This is a genomic window from Embleya sp. NPDC020886 (assembly GCF_044333915.1).
Classification (GTDB): Bacteria; Actinomycetota; Actinomycetes; order Streptomycetales; family Streptomycetaceae; genus Embleya.
Window position 1 is genome coordinate 230,145 of the sequence record NZ_JBIRRX010000001.1, and the last position, 13,611, is coordinate 243,755.

At 71.7% G+C, this 13,611-nt stretch carries 13 protein-coding genes; 5 read left to right on the forward strand and 8 right to left on the reverse strand.

Going from position 1 to position 13,611, the window contains the following annotated elements:
* Positions 1-22 precede the first annotated feature (22 nt).
* The 6 genes from ACH4U8_RS00980 to ACH4U8_RS01005 form a co-directional block, all read right to left on the reverse strand.
* A complete protein-coding gene (locus tag ACH4U8_RS00980) occupies positions 23-1,003 on the reverse strand; it encodes an oligopeptide/dipeptide ABC transporter ATP-binding protein (RefSeq protein WP_395775468.1) in 981 nt (326 codons plus the stop codon).
* Complete coding sequence (locus ACH4U8_RS00985) at positions 1,000-1,974, reverse strand: ABC transporter ATP-binding protein (RefSeq protein ID WP_395775469.1); 975 nt, start codon at positions 1,972-1,974, stop codon at positions 1,000-1,002. Before ACH4U8_RS00985 ends, ACH4U8_RS00980 begins: the two co-directional genes overlap by 4 nt.
* On the reverse strand, positions 1,974-3,557 hold the full coding sequence (locus ACH4U8_RS00990) for an ABC transporter substrate-binding protein (RefSeq protein WP_395775470.1): 1,584 nt from the start codon (positions 3,555-3,557) through the stop codon (positions 1,974-1,976). The genes ACH4U8_RS00985 and ACH4U8_RS00990 overlap by 1 nt, the downstream gene beginning before the upstream one ends.
* Positions 3,554-4,480, reverse strand: coding sequence for an ABC transporter permease (locus tag ACH4U8_RS00995; RefSeq protein WP_395775471.1), 927 nt, complete (start codon positions 4,478-4,480; stop codon positions 3,554-3,556). The genes ACH4U8_RS00990 and ACH4U8_RS00995 overlap by 4 nt, the downstream gene beginning before the upstream one ends.
* The gene (locus ACH4U8_RS01000) at positions 4,477-5,460 is read right to left on the reverse strand and encodes an ABC transporter permease (RefSeq protein ID WP_379990513.1); all 984 of its coding nucleotides are present in this window, start codon (positions 5,458-5,460) and stop codon (positions 4,477-4,479) included. Before ACH4U8_RS01000 ends, ACH4U8_RS00995 begins: the two co-directional genes overlap by 4 nt.
* A gap of 103 nt (positions 5,461-5,563) precedes the next feature.
* Complete coding sequence (locus ACH4U8_RS01005; RefSeq protein ID WP_395775472.1) at positions 5,564-6,253, reverse strand: heme oxygenase (biliverdin-producing); 690 nt, start codon at positions 6,251-6,253, stop codon at positions 5,564-5,566.
* Between the two features lie 416 nt (positions 6,254-6,669).
* Here ACH4U8_RS01005 and ACH4U8_RS01010 point away from each other — a divergent pair, with 416 nt between their 5' ends.
* The 4 genes from ACH4U8_RS01010 to ACH4U8_RS01025 all read left to right on the forward strand — a co-directional run bounded on the left by ACH4U8_RS01010 (position 6,670) and on the right by ACH4U8_RS01025 (position 10,135).
* On the forward strand, positions 6,670-7,365 hold the full coding sequence (locus tag ACH4U8_RS01010) for a neocarzinostatin apoprotein domain-containing protein (RefSeq protein WP_395775473.1): 696 nt from the start codon (positions 6,670-6,672) through the stop codon (positions 7,363-7,365).
* A 52-nt stretch (positions 7,366-7,417) separates the two neighbouring features.
* A complete protein-coding gene (locus ACH4U8_RS01015; protein ID WP_360314377.1) occupies positions 7,418-8,032 on the forward strand; it encodes a neocarzinostatin apoprotein domain-containing protein in 615 nt (204 codons plus the stop codon).
* Positions 8,033-8,073: 41 nt separating this feature from the next.
* The gene (locus ACH4U8_RS01020; protein WP_360314375.1) at positions 8,074-8,397 is read left to right on the forward strand and encodes a DUF2470 domain-containing protein; all 324 of its coding nucleotides are present in this window, start codon (positions 8,074-8,076) and stop codon (positions 8,395-8,397) included.
* 271 nt (positions 8,398-8,668) lie between these two features.
* A complete protein-coding gene (locus ACH4U8_RS01025; RefSeq protein WP_395775474.1) occupies positions 8,669-10,135 on the forward strand; it encodes an MDR family MFS transporter in 1,467 nt (488 codons plus the stop codon).
* 76 nt (positions 10,136-10,211) lie between these two features.
* On the opposite strand, the gene ACH4U8_RS01030 is transcribed toward ACH4U8_RS01025, so the two are convergent.
* Together ACH4U8_RS01030 and ACH4U8_RS01035 are read right to left on the reverse strand one after the other, a co-directional pair.
* Positions 10,212-11,414 (reverse strand): hypothetical protein, encoded by a 1,203-nt coding sequence (locus ACH4U8_RS01030; protein WP_395775475.1) that lies wholly within the window; start codon positions 11,412-11,414, stop codon positions 10,212-10,214.
* A gap of 22 nt (positions 11,415-11,436) precedes the next feature.
* The gene (locus ACH4U8_RS01035; RefSeq protein ID WP_395775476.1) at positions 11,437-12,690 is read right to left on the reverse strand and encodes a sulfotransferase family protein; all 1,254 of its coding nucleotides are present in this window, start codon (positions 12,688-12,690) and stop codon (positions 11,437-11,439) included.
* 247 nt (positions 12,691-12,937) lie between these two features.
* On the opposite strand from ACH4U8_RS01035, the gene cysC reads away from it, so the two are divergent.
* Positions 12,938-13,528 carry an adenylyl-sulfate kinase gene (cysC, locus tag ACH4U8_RS01040; protein WP_020555338.1) on the forward strand — a complete coding sequence of 197 codons (591 nt, stop codon included), beginning with the start codon at positions 12,938-12,940 and terminating at the stop codon, positions 13,526-13,528.
* Positions 13,529-13,611 lie beyond the last annotated feature (83 nt).

A 13,611-nucleotide genomic window follows, 5' to 3' on the forward strand; every position in this document is an offset into this window, starting at 1 on the left:
GCCGCCCGGGCCGCACCGCGCTTCACCGAGGGTGGTGGCAGGCCACCTCGACCTCGCCGAGCAGCTCGGGCACCGGGCGACGCTCGGCACACACCTCGGTCGCGAACGGGCAGCGCGGGTGGTACCCGCAGCCGGGCGGCGGCGCCGAGGCCGAGGGCACCTCGCCGACGATGCCCGCGCCCAGCGCCGCCGCGCTCGCCCGGCCGGTCCGCTCCGGGTCGGGCACCGGCACGCTCGCGAGCAACAGCTCCGGATAGGGGTGCCGAGGGCTCGACAACACCCGCTCGGCCGGACCCGACTCGACGATCCGCCCCAGGTACATCACCGCCGCCCGGTCGGCGAGCCGTCGGGCGATGTCGATCTCGTGGGTGATCACCACGATCGCCAGGTCGAGTTCGGTGCGCAGCCGCAACAGCAGGTTGACCACCGTCGCCTTGACGCTCGCGTCCAGACTGGCGGTCGGCTCGTCCAGGACCAGCACCCGCGGGCGCACCAGCAGGGCCCGGGCCAGCACCAGGCGGGCCAGTTCGCCGCCGCTGACCTCGCCGGGCAACCGGTCCAGATGATCCGGGCTCAGGCCGACCCGCGCCACCATCGCGAGCACCAGCTCGTCCCGCTCGGCCCGGTCGGCGCCCAAGCCGTGCACGCGCAGCGGCTGGTGCAGCGCGTGCCGCAACGTACGACGCCGGTTGAACGCGGCGCGCGGGTTCTGCGTGACGAGTTGGATCAGCCGCCGGTCGGCGGGCGTGCGGTCGGCGGACAACACCCGGCCGGCCACCGCGACCGTGCCCGAGGTCGCGGTGTCCAGGCCCGCGAGCACCCGGGCCACGGTGGTCTTGCCGGAGCCCGACTCGCCGACGACGGCGAGCACCTCGCCGGCCGCGACCGTGAACGAGACGTCCTCGGCGGCGGGCACCACGCGCGGCTCGGCCCGGCGCCGGCCGAACGGGGCGGGCAGCACGAACCGACGGGTAAGGCCGTCCACCGTCAACAACCCGCTCACCGGTCCGCCTCCCGATCCACCCAGTGGCAGCGCACGTCGCTCGCGCCGTGCCGGGCCGAACCGGGCATCCGCTCGCCGCACACCTCCAGCACGTACGGGCAACGCGGCGCGAACGGGCAACCGGGCAACAGGTTCGCGCCGTCCGCGCTGCCCTCCACCGCCCGCAGCGGCCGGTCCGCCGGCGTGGTCGCGGGCATCGCGGCGATCAGCGCCCGGGTGTACGGGTGCCGCGGCGCGGCGAAGAGTTCGCGCACCGGCGCCGTCTCCACCAGCCGTCCGCCGTACATCACCCCGACCCGATCACAGATGGTGGACACCACCGCGAGGTCGTGCGAGACATAGACGACGGCCAGGCCGAGCTTGTCCCGCAGGGTCAACAACAGGCGCAACACCTGCGCCTGCACGGTCGCGTCCAGGGTCGTGGTCGGCTCGTCGGCGAGCAGCAGCGCGGGCTCGTGCGCAAGCACCGCGATCGCGATCACCACCCGCTGGAGCTGACCGCCGGAGAAACTGCCGGGCAGGTCGCGCGGGCGGTCCAGCACCGGGCCCAGGCCGATCCCGGTCAGCGTCTCGCGCACCTCGACGTCGTCCAGCCGATCGCCCAGGTACCAGCGCAGTTGGCGCAGCACGGGGGTGGTCGGGGCCAGCGAGGTCATCGGCTGCTGCGGTACCAGGGCCAGCCTGCGCCCGCGCACCCGGCGCAGTTCCCGTTCGCGCATCGCGGCCAGGTTCGCGCCCTGGAACTCGATGCCGCCCGTGCGCGTCGCGCCGTCCGGCAGCAGACCCATCAGGGCGGTGCACACGCTGCTCTTGCCGCTGCCGGATTCGCCGACCAGGCCCAGGATCTCGCCGGGCGCCACGTCGAAGGAGACCCCGCGCACCGCGGGCACCGGCCCGGCCGGGCCGCGATAGTCGACGTCGAGATCGCGCACCCGCAGCAGCGGCACCTCGCTCGCCCGCGCCGGCGCCATCACACGAACCGCAGGTGTTGCGGGTCGAGCCGGCTGATCCGCAACTTCCTCGGGTCCAGCGGGGACAGTTCGGTGCGCTGGGCCAACGCGAGCTTGGGGTAGACCGGCGGGGTGATCACCGCGTCCTCGGCGAGCAGTCGGTCCACCCGGCCGAGCGCGGCCACCCGTTCGGCCTGGTCCGAGGTCTGCCAGATGGTGTCGATCAGCTTGTCCACCTCGGGATTGGCGTAGCCGCAGGAGAGCACGTTGGTGGAGCCGGCGGGCGCGAGCGTCAGGTAGTTCGCCGGGCCCGAGGTGAAGCCGGAGGAGAACGTGTTCATCAGCATGTCGTAGTCGCGCGAGAGCCACTTGTTCGACCACGGCCCGCCCGCGAGTTGCTCGATGGTGACGTCGAGGCCGATCTGCTTCCAGCCCGCCACGAGCACCTGGGCGATGTCGCGGATCCCCTGGTTGGTGCCGATGGTCACGGTGAACGAGCGCTTGGTCGTCCTGGCCCGGGCCAACAACGCGCGGGCCTGCTCCAGGTCCGGAGTGGGCGCGAACGGCTTGAGGCCGGCGTCCCAACCGAGTTCGGCGGGTCCGATCGGGCCCTGGCCGATGGTGCCCTCGCCGCCGTAGACCCGTTGCAGCACGCCCTGGCGGTCCATCGACAGCGCGACCGCCTTGCGGAAGTCGGGGTCGGCGAACGGCTCCTTCTTCATCATCACGTAGCTGAGCACGTCCAACGGCGCCTCGGTGAGCACGAGCGCGAGCGACTTGTCCTTGCGGATCGTGTCGAAGGTGGCGAAGGACGGCGCGGTGATCAGGTCGACCTTGCCCTGCCGCAGGCTCAGCACGCGCGTGTTGGCGTCGGCGAACACGGTGTACTGCATGCCGGCGAACGCGGGGCCGGCGCCGCCGGAGTACTGGCCGCCGTGGTAGCGGTCGAAGCGGGAGAGGGTGAAGCTCTGGCCGGCCACGAACTTGTCCAGCCGGTACGGCCCGGTGCCCATCATGGTGTCCTTGCGGGCCACGAAGTCGCGGTGGGTGATCGGCAGGTTGGTCAGATGCGAGCGCAGCAGGCCGTACGGCTTGCTCAACACGATCCGCACGGTGTGCTCGTCGACCTTCTCGAACCGGGAGAGGTAGCCGAGCATGTAGGTGATCCACTCGCTGCCGGCCGCGAGGTCGAGCATGTGCGCCAGGGTGGCCACCACGTCGTCGGCGGTGAACGGGCTGCCGTCGTGCCACAGCACGCCCCTGCGCAGCCGGATCGTCCAGGCCAGCTTGTCCTCGCTGATCTGCGGTTCGCCGTCGGCGAGCAGCGGCACCGAGGCGAGCTCGGCGTCGTAGCCGTACAGGCTTTCCATGATCGGCTCGGCGATCCACCGGGTGATCTCCGAGCCGGAGTCCAGCGGGTTCAGGCTGCTCGGCGCGGACGCGATGCCGATCCGCAGGACGGCGTCCTTGTGCCGATCGGCCGCCCGCTTGGTCCCGGAGGAGCTCGAACACGCGGTGAGCACGCCCACGCCGCCGGCCGCCGCGAGCGCGGCGAGGCCGAGGAAGCCTCGGCGGTTCGGGCCGACTGTGCGCACCGGGGTCACTGGGTCTCCTTGGGAGTGGGGGTTGTCGGGTGAAGGTGCCCGCGAGCGTGCCCGGCGGCGGAGCCGGTCGCGGCGGTGCGCGATCGGCCGGCGCCGGCCGTCTCGCCGAGCAGGTTGAAGCCGAGGATGCCGAGCACCAGCACGGTGCCGGGCAGCGTCGCGTACCACCAGTCGCCGCCGATGAGTTGCCCGCCGGCGTCGGCGATCAGGTTGCCCAGCGTGGCCTGCGGGGGCGCGACGCCCAGGCCGAGGAAGCTCAGGCCCCCCTCGGCGAAGACCGCGATGGCCATCGCCAGCAGGGCCTGGCCCAGCACCGGCGGCCAGACGTTGACGAGCACCTCGCGAAAGAGGATCTCCCGGGTGGGCACCCCCAGACCGCGCAGGTTGGCGACGTAGTCCTCGCGCATCTCCACCACCGTGGCGCCGCGCGCGACCCGGGCGAAGTAGGGCACGAAGCCCAGCGCGATGGCGAACGCGACGCGCGGCCCGTTGCCGACGGTGACCGGACCGAAGTGCATGTCCGCGGTGCCCATCAAGCCGATCAGGAACATCACGAAGACGAACTGCGGCAGCGCCTGCAGGGTCTCCACCGAGCGCATCAGCACGCCGTCGAGGCGACCGCCGTGCCGGTATCCGGCGAGCACACCCAGCGGCATGCCGATCGCGACCGCGAAGCCGATCGAGGTCAGGCAGATCCACAGCGAGGTCCAGGCGCCCTCGGCGGTTCGGGCCAACAGGTCGCGGCCGAGGTGGTCGGTGCCGAAGGGGTGCGCGAGCGAGGGCGCCTCCGGGCCGGGGGTGACCAGCGCGACGGGGTCGCCGTGCAGTCGGCCGACGGTGGCCACCAGGAGGTAGAGCACGACGCAGGTCAGACCGACCCAGCCGGCCATGCCCGGGCGCGGCAGGCGCGGGCGGGCCCTCACGCGGCCCGTCCGAGCTTGTCCCGGGTGACGTCGGCCGCGGTGCGCGGGTCCACGAGTGGGTAGAGCAGGTCGACCACCAGGTTCAGCAGCAGGAAGATCGCCGATGTCGCCACACAGGCGCCGAGCGCGAGCGGGTAGTCCTGGCGCTGGAACGCGGTGACCATCAGTTGGCCGATCCCCGGTATCTGGAACACGTTCTCGATCAACACGGTGCCCGACAGCAGCCCGCCGATCAGTACGCCGGCCACGGTCAGCGTCGGCACGAGCGCGCCGCGCAGCGCCACCCGGCGCAGCGTGAGCAACCGTGAGCCGCCCATCGCCCGGGCGAACAGCACGTGGTCGGAGGCCATCGCGTCGGCGAGCCCGCCGCGCAGCGAGCGGGTGAGCATCGCGAAGGTGGCCAGTCCGAGCACGATCGCGGGCAATACGAGCACCTTGAGGTTGGTCGCCGGGTCCTCGGTGAAGGTGACGAAGCCGCCCGCGTTCGGCAGCAGGTCCGGATGGCTGTCGCCGACCACCACGAGCGCGACGACGGCCAGCCAGTAACCCGGCAGGGACATCGCCAGCACGCCGAGCACCCGGGTGCCGTGGTCGAGCACGCCACCTCGGCGCAGCACCGACCAGGTGCCCAGCAGCACGGCCGGGAACACCGCGAACACGAAGGCGAGCAGCCCCAGTTCGAGCGAGATCGGCAGCGCTCGGCCGATCTGCTCGGCGACCGAGGTGCCGTCGTAGAGCGAGGTGCCGAAGTCGCCGCGCAGCGCGTCGCCGACGTAGTCGAGGTACTGCGTCACCAGCGGCCGGTCCAGGCCCATCCGGTGCTCGACCGCGGCGCGGGCCACCGGATCGGCCGCGACCTGCGGCGCGAGCTGGTTGACCGGACTCACCGGGGACGCGTGCAGCAGCAGGAACAGGCCGGTCACGACGGCAAACATCACCACGACGACGCCCAGGACGCGCCGCACCAGGTAGTTCGTCATCACTCTCCCGCCGATCCGATGCGCCATCCATTGTCGGACGGCGCATCGGACGGTGGGCCCCCGGGGCATGCGACGGTGGCGGAACCCGCTGTTCCGCCCCCGATCAGGCGGTCTTGCGGAACCGCTCCAGGTCGTTGCCCAGCTCACGCAGTACGGCGCTGTTGATGTCGTACGCGAACAGCACCTCCTGGATCACCAGTTCCTGCTCCTGGGCGTCCCACGGCGCGTTGTTCATCGCCGCGCGGTAGGCGTCCTTCCACACGGTCAGGTCGCCGAGCCCGTCGAAGACGTAGAAGTCGCTGCCCTGGGTGCCGGGCAGGTCGTAGTGCTTGCGCATCTGCTTGGCGATGAACTGGCCGCCGGACATGTCGCCGAGGTAGCGGGTGTAGTGGTGGGCCACGAAGCCGCCGGCCCAGTCGTAGCACTTCTCCCGCATCCGGTCCGCGTAGCGCACGGTGGCCTCGTTCGCGGGCCACTCCTGCTTCCAGTTCTCGCCCGCCAGGAAGAGCAGGTCGGCTTCGAGCACGGCCCGGCGGTCCAGTCGCGCGTCGGCGAACGGGGCGCCGATCGGGTCGTTGCGCATGGTGTCGGCGGCGTCGTCGAGCACGACGTAGGCCCAGTAGTGCTGGGCCACCATCGCGGTGTACGCGTCCCGGGTCAGTTCGCCCTTCATCAGCGCCTCCAGGAAGCCCGAGCCCTCGGCTCCCTGGTGGAAGGCCCACGAGCGCTTGCGCAGCGACTCGGCGAAGGTCGGGGTGGCACCGGCGGTTTCGGCGGTCTCGGTCGTGGTCATGAGGTTTCCCCTAGGTGCGACAAGATCTACCGAACGCGCACGAATGGTGCGGACGGTGCGAACTGTGATGAGTCAGGCGGCATCGCCCGTGCGGATTCGACACTTCGCCCAGGGCGCAGCGTCGGCAGCGATTCGGGTCGCCGCCCGTTTCCGCTGGTCCTCGCAGTCTGTGTGGCGCCATGCGGTGCCGTCAATAAGTTACCGACAACTTGTCGGCACGTTGTCGGCAGGGTCACGCTCCGGCCGACTCGGCGTCGGCGGCCGGCACCGGCCGGCCTCGTGGAGCGGGCCGACCGCTCGATCGGGGCCGCCTTTCGGGCACCCCCCGACTGCTTCGCCGGTTCGCCCCGGTCTTAGGATAGCCTCACCTCCAATCATTCCGTACGCAGTCGTACGGTCGGCCCAGGGGAAACAACGTGAGCCCAGCCCGCACCGGACGCCTCGGCGTCACCGCCGTCGCGTCGCTCCTGCTCGCCTGGACGCTCGCCGGCCCGGCGGGTCCCGCGCACGCGACCGGTACCCCGGCGGCGGGCCAAGCCACCCTGACCGCGGCCAAGACCACCGGACTGGACCCGGCGGGCGACGTGGTCAAGCTGGTCGGCAAGGGCTTCACGCCGGGCGTGCGGCTGTTCATCCTGCCGTGCGACCCCGCCCAGGGCGCGGGCCGCGCGTGCGACATGGGCTCGTTCTCCGGCCCCACCGAGGCGGACGCGACCGGCTCGTTCAGCGCGGACGTCAAGGTCGCCGCCAAGTTCGGCGCGGTCGACTGCCTCAAGACCCGGTGCGCCATCGCCACCTCCAACTCGGCCAACGGCAAGGACCGGACGCAGGAGGTCTACCTGCCGATCGGCTTCACCGGCGAGGCCCCGGGTCTGCCCGCGAGCCCGCCGCCGGCCACCGCCGCACCGCAGGCCGGCGCGCCCGGCGCCGGCGCGCCGCCCGCCGCGGCGCCGAAGACCTCGGCCGCCGCGCCGAGCAACGACGGCGCAGTGGCCGAGAAGACCGACGACGACGACAACACCGGCCTGATCATCGGGCTGGTCGCCGCAGTCGTGGTGCTCCTGGTGATCGTCGGCGGCGTGCTGGTCAAGCGCCGCCGCCCGAGCGCCTGACCCGCGGCCTCCCCCGATCCACCGAGCTCCTTCCAGCTTTCGGAGTCCCCACATGCACAAGTCCCGTACCGCCGCGGCGCTCGCCGCCACGGCCATCGCCGGCCTCGGCCTCACCGCCCTCGCCGCCGCCCCCGCCTCGGCCGCCGACGCGCCGACGATCGCCCTGTCCAAGTCGACCGGCCTGGCCGCCGGCGGCGAGGAGATCACCGTCACCGGCAAGGGCTTCAAGCCGGGCAAGGGCGTGTACATCGCGCAGACCGTGGCCAAGCCCGGCGGCGTGCCGACCCAGTACGGCAACGCCGGCTACGTTCCGCAGGTCGGCCCGGACGGCACCTTCTCGGTCAAGATCAAGCCCACCCAGAGCTTCGAGGGCAAGGACAAGAAGAAGGTCGACTGCGCCACCACCGCGTGCTTCGTGGCCACCTTCAACGACCACACCGACATCGCCAACCGCGACCAGGACGTGTGGGTCCCGGTGGCCTTCGGCGCCGCCGCACCGGCCGCCGCGACCCCGCAGACCGGTGCCACCACCGAGGCCGGCGAGCCGAAGTTGCCGAAGACCGGCTCCTCGACCACGCAGCTCGGGTACGTGGGTGCGGGCATGCTGGTGATCGGCGTGGGCGCGGTCGCCGCGTCCCGTCGGCGCCGCGACGACGCGCGCGCCTGATCACCTCGGCCATCCCACCCCTATCGCCGGAGGCGACCCGCATGAGCGAGGCGACCGTCAACCCGTTCGGAGCGGACGCGATCACCGCCGTCTGCAAGCACATGAACGACGACCACCCCGAGGACTGCCTGCTGATCTCGCGCGGTCTGGGCGGGCAGCCGCAGGCCACCTCGGCCACCATGACCGGCCTGGACGGCGACGCGGCGTACTACTCGGCGATCGTGGCCGGCGAGCCGATCGCGGTACGGGTGCCGTGGAGTCGCTCGATCACCGAACGGCGGGACGTGCGGATCGAGGTCGTCACGCAGTACAACGACGCCTGCAAGGCGCTGGGCCTGCCGGCCCGCGGCGAGGGCGAGCACTGAGCCGCGAGTCTCGGCGAGCCCCGACGCGCGGGGAACCGAGGCGCCGGCCGGCCCGACCACCTACAGGTCGGCCCGATCGTTTGTAACAAGCGTCACGCCGACGGCCCGGGAGGACTTCCTCCCGGGCCGTCGGCGTTGTGCATCCGGTGTGTGCGGCAGCGTGGGGGCCGGGAAAAATAACCTGCGGGCTGCACTTGTACAAAAAGATATAGTGAGCTTCGCTCAGTATCAGGCTCCGCCCGCTTCCCCCAAAACGAAGGCCGTCTGCCGTATGCCGCCCATATCCGCATCCCGCCTCAGTCAGAAGGTCGTGGTCGGCGCCGTCTTCGTCGCCGCGATGTTCGTCAACATCCTCGACATCACCATCATCAACGTCGCGCTCCCCGCGATCGGTCGCGACCTCGGCGCCTCCCAGGCGAGCCTGGCCACGGTCGCGGTGGGCTACCTGGTCAGCCTCGCGGTGTTCATCCCCGCGTCCGGCTGGCTGGGCGACCGCTTCGGCACCAAGCGGATCTTCCTGATCGCCCTGGCCCTGTTCACCGGCGCCTCCGCACTGTGCGGACTGGCCCAGAGCATCGACCAACTGGTGCTGTTCCGGATCCTCCAGGGCGCGGGCGGCGGCATGCTGACCCCGGTCGGCATGGCGATGATGTTCCGGGTCTTCCCGCCCGAGGAGCGGGTGCGCGCGTCCCGCATCCTGATGGTCCCCACCGCGCTGGCCCCCGCGCTCGGTCCGGTGCTCGGCGGCCTGCTCGTGGACAGGGCGTCCTGGCACTGGGTCTTCTACATCAACCTGCCGGTGGGTGTGGCCGCGTTCGTGTTCGGCCTGATCTTCCTGGAGGAGTACCGAAACCCCAAGGCCGGTCGCTTCGACCTGCCCGGCTTCGTGCTCTCCGGGGCCGGCTTCGCACTGCTGATGTACGCGCTGAGCGAGGGCGCGACCAAGGGTTGGGGCTCGCCGATCATCCTGTCCACCGGGATCGTCGGCCTGATCCTGTGCATCACCATGGTCTTCGTCGAACTGCGGGTCAAGGAGCCGATGTTGCACCTGCGGTTGCTGCGCGACCGGCTGTTCGTCAGCACCAACGTGGTGTCGATGGTCAACTCCGCCGCGTTCCTGGGTGTGCTGTACGTCTTCCCGCTGATGCAACAGCAGGCGTTCGGCAAGTCCGCCCTGGAGACCGGTCTGCTCACCTTCCCGGAGGCGTTCGGTGTGGTGATCGCCACGCAGTGGGTCTCCCGGCTGTACCCGGTGGTCGGACCGCGTCGGCTGATGGCGGGCGGCCTGCTCGGCATCGGCGCGTGTGCGGCGCTGCTCGCCCTGGTCGACGGCGACACCTCGGCCGCGCTGATCGTGGTGCTGATGTTCTGCACGGGTGCGTCGATGGCGCACGTGATGATCCCGATGCAGGCGGCGGCGTTCGCCCGGACCGCGCCGGCCGACAACGGTCGCGCCTCGACCATCTTCAACGTGCAGCGCCAGCTCGGCTCGGCCCTGGGCGTCGCGCTCCTGGCCAGTGTGCTCGCCGGAATCGGCACCATGACGACGCACTCCGGCGGCGCGCCGAGCCCGAACCTGCACGCGTACCACGTGGCCTTCCTGGTCGCCGCGGGCCTGGCGGTCCTCGGCGCGATCGCCGCCCTGACCATCCGCGACGGGGACGCCGCGTCCACCCTGCGCAAGAAGACCGAGATCGTTCCCGCCAGGACGCCGGCCGTCGAGAAGGCGACGGTCTGACCCGGCCGATCGTGGGCCGGCGGCCGGCCGCGCGTCCGCGTGGGCGCACGGCCGGACCGGCCGGGCTGTACCCGGGTCAGGCCCGAAAGCGCCACGAGACGTGGGCGGAGCGCCGCCGCATCGAATCGCGGCGCTCGGGCTCGTCCACCGTGCGCGTGCTCGGCACGAGGTGCTCGCGGACCTCGCCGCGCGGGACCACCAGCGCCCGCACGGCGGGCTGTTCGCGCGGGTCGAGCCAGCGGTGCGTGGCGAAGACCTCGGTGCGGCCCTCGGTGTCCAGCCAGTTCGGCACCCCCGGGTCCAGCGCGCCGATCACCACCCGGATCAGCCCGTCCGGGTCGGCCTCGGCCTGCACGTGGTTGAGCGAGGTCTGCCGGTTGGCGAAGTCGAGCGACTCGAACCAACCGGGGCTGTACAGCTGGAGATCCCACTGCGCGGAGACGCGGGGGTCGGTCTCCACGATCAGCACCTGATCGTCCCTCAGCCGCACCCGGGCGAAGCCGTAGACGACCTCCTTGACCCCGCCGGCCACCGTGGCCGGGGTGCTGAACGTGTTCACCGGCTGCCGGTCGCCGGTGGTGCGCACCCAGTCGTTCCACACCTCGATCGAGTTCTCCACCGATGTCGCGGCGCCCTCCAGCATGCCCGCGACCCGCTCCGGGGTCACCCGCGCGGCCGGTCGTCCCTGGGTGTCCAGGCGTTCCAGGGCCAGCATGGCCGGTTGTTCCGGCTTCCAGTCGAAGTAGTAGTCGCGTACGTGCAGGACCCTGGCCTCCGGCGTCAGCCGGACCCAGTTCCCGGGTTGCTCGACGGCGCTGAGGATGATCTCGACGGTGTCGCCGGGGCCGACGCCCAGCGCGGTCGAGGAGGTCTCCGCGACGATGTCGGTCCGGCCGGAGTGCATGTCCCCCGGCTTGACCTGGAGGACGAACTTCTCGCACGCGTTCATGGTCACGGTGAGCCGGTACACGCCGTCCCCGGCGATCGGCGCACGGCGGGCGTTCTGGTCCACGTTCGGCCCGCCCCAGCGGTACGCCAGGTCGTTGTGGGTGAAGAAAGCCGGGTTCTGCGGATCGGTCGCGGCGAGTTGGTAGGTCAGCCAGCAGGCGACCTGGTTGGCCAGATGCCGGATGCCCTCGGCCCGGTCGGCGTCGGTGGCACCGGGGAAGTCGGCCTCCAGGATGCGATCGCCGAGCGCGGCCATGCGCTCGCAATAGGCACGCCACGCGGTGCCGTCGACGACGTCGTGCGCCGGGTCGGGCCGGCCGGGTTCGTTCACGCGGAGTTCGTTCGACTGCACGTCAGATCTCTTCCGTCGGGACCAGGAACCGCTTCTGATAGTCCGTCAGCCGAGATCGTACGTCCTCCCGACGCAATCCGAGGTCCTCGAACGCGTAGTTGTGCCGACCGTGCCTGCCCTGCGGGCGCTCGGCCAGGTGCGCACGCATCGCGTCCTCGGCCTCGCCGGTGAGGTCGAGACCGAAGGTGGTGTACAACTCGCGTACCACCGCGAGCGGATCGCGCATGAAGTCGGCGTAGGCCGAGTCGTGCCAGTCGCCCTCCGCGACGCGGCCCGCGTCGCGGAACGCGGTCAGTCGGTCGTAGGCGGTGCACCACAGGTCGCTCTGGGTGCGGGCGACGTCGCGGATGTCGGACGGATTGCCGTACGCGTGGTGAATCGTGGCGATCAGGCTGCTCAGCGACGCGAGCACGGTGAGCGGGTCGCGATGGGTCACCGCCAGCCGCGCGTCGGGGTAGACGTCGACCAGCGCGTCCAGCGTGAGCAGGTGCGCGGGCGACTTGAGCACCCAGCGGGTCCGCCCCGGCGTGCGCCGCTGGAGGATCTGCAGCACCAGCCGGTGGTAGGCGTACGCGGGCCGCATGTCGCACTCGGCCAACCACACGGCGTAGGAGGGAATCGCGAACTGCCCGGTGAAGTCCTCGGACCGGAACGCGAGCGCGTGGGCGCTGATGCACTCCTTGGGCAGCGTGCCGCTCTTCTCGTGGATCGCGTCCATGGCCGGCACCGCGCCGGTGATGAAGCGGATCTCGCGCTCGGCGAGCCCGATCCGCGGGTCGGTGTCCCGGGTCGCCGGCTCCGGCGGCGGCACCGGGCGCAGGAACTCCCAGGTGGTCGGCACCCGGTTCGCCGGATCCCGGGCCAGCAGCGCGTGCAGGATCGAGGTGCCGGTACGCGGGCCGCCGGTGACGAAGATCGGCCGGTGGATCGGCTCGTCGAGCACGCCGGGGTCCTCCCGTACGTAACGGGCGATCTGCAGTCGCACCTCCAGCAGCCGGGACACCCAGGTGTGGGCCCACCAGCGGCCGACCCGGTCCAGGTTCGCCTCGTGCTCCAGCGCGTACAGCAGCCGGTCCAGCCCCTCGCGAAAGCCCGGGTCGTCCTGATCCGGTCCGCTCAGGCCGGTCCTGGCCCGCGCCTCGCCGAGCAACACGTCGGCGGTGAACGGCCGATCCAGGTCGTCGGTGAGCGGCGGGATGTCGCCGGCGGCGAGGGTCTCGGTCCAGGCGGCGCGCTGCGGTGGTGTCCAGGGCATGACTGGGCGTCTCCCTCATCCTCGGTTCACGGTCGGACGCCGAGTCGGCGCGACCTCGCCGCAGATTAGCTCTTTGTGAAGGTAAATCTGAAGAGCCGTCAGATACTTGTCCGCAGGTCGTCGCGCGGACGGTCGACGAGGTCCGTCACGGGACCCGACGATCGTGGCCGGGCGGCGGCCCGGATCCGGGGCGCGGGACGGCGCCCCGTACGGTACGAATCCTGTGGATCGATGTGGATGGAGAGTCGTGAGCGAGCGCAACGTGGTCTGGCACGAGGGCGGAGTGACGCGCGAGCAGCGTCCGGCGCCCGGAGCGACGATCTGGTTCACCGGCCTGTCCGGCTCGGGCAAGTCGACGGTCGCGGTGATCGCCGAGCGGCTTCTGGTCGAGCGCGGGATCACCGCGTACCGGCTGGACGGCGACAACGTGCGGCTCGGGCTGAACGGCGACCTGGGCTTCGGTGCCGAGGACCGCACCGAGAACATCCGTCGGGTCGGCGAGGTGGCCCGGCTGTTCGCCGACGCGGGCGTGATCGCGATCGTCCCGGTGATCAGCCCGTACCGCGCGGATCGAGACCGGGTCCGCGCCCTGCACGCCCGGGACGGTCTGCCGTTCCTGGAGGTGTTCGTGGACACCCCGATCGAGGAGTGCGAACGCCGCGACCCCAAGGGCCTGTACGCCAAGGCCCGGCGCGGCGAGATCGGCGACTTCACCGGCATCTCGGCCCCGTACGAGGCCCCGGAGAAGCCGGAACTGCGACTCACCCCGGCGGACGGCGACCCGGAGCAACAGGCGGAACGGCTGCTGGCGCTCCTGGAGACGCTGGTCGCGGGCTGAAGGGTGCCGTCGGACCGGCCCGGCGGTAGGTGACGTGCCGTCAGGGCCCGGGTATCCCCCTCGGATACCCGGGCCCTGACGCC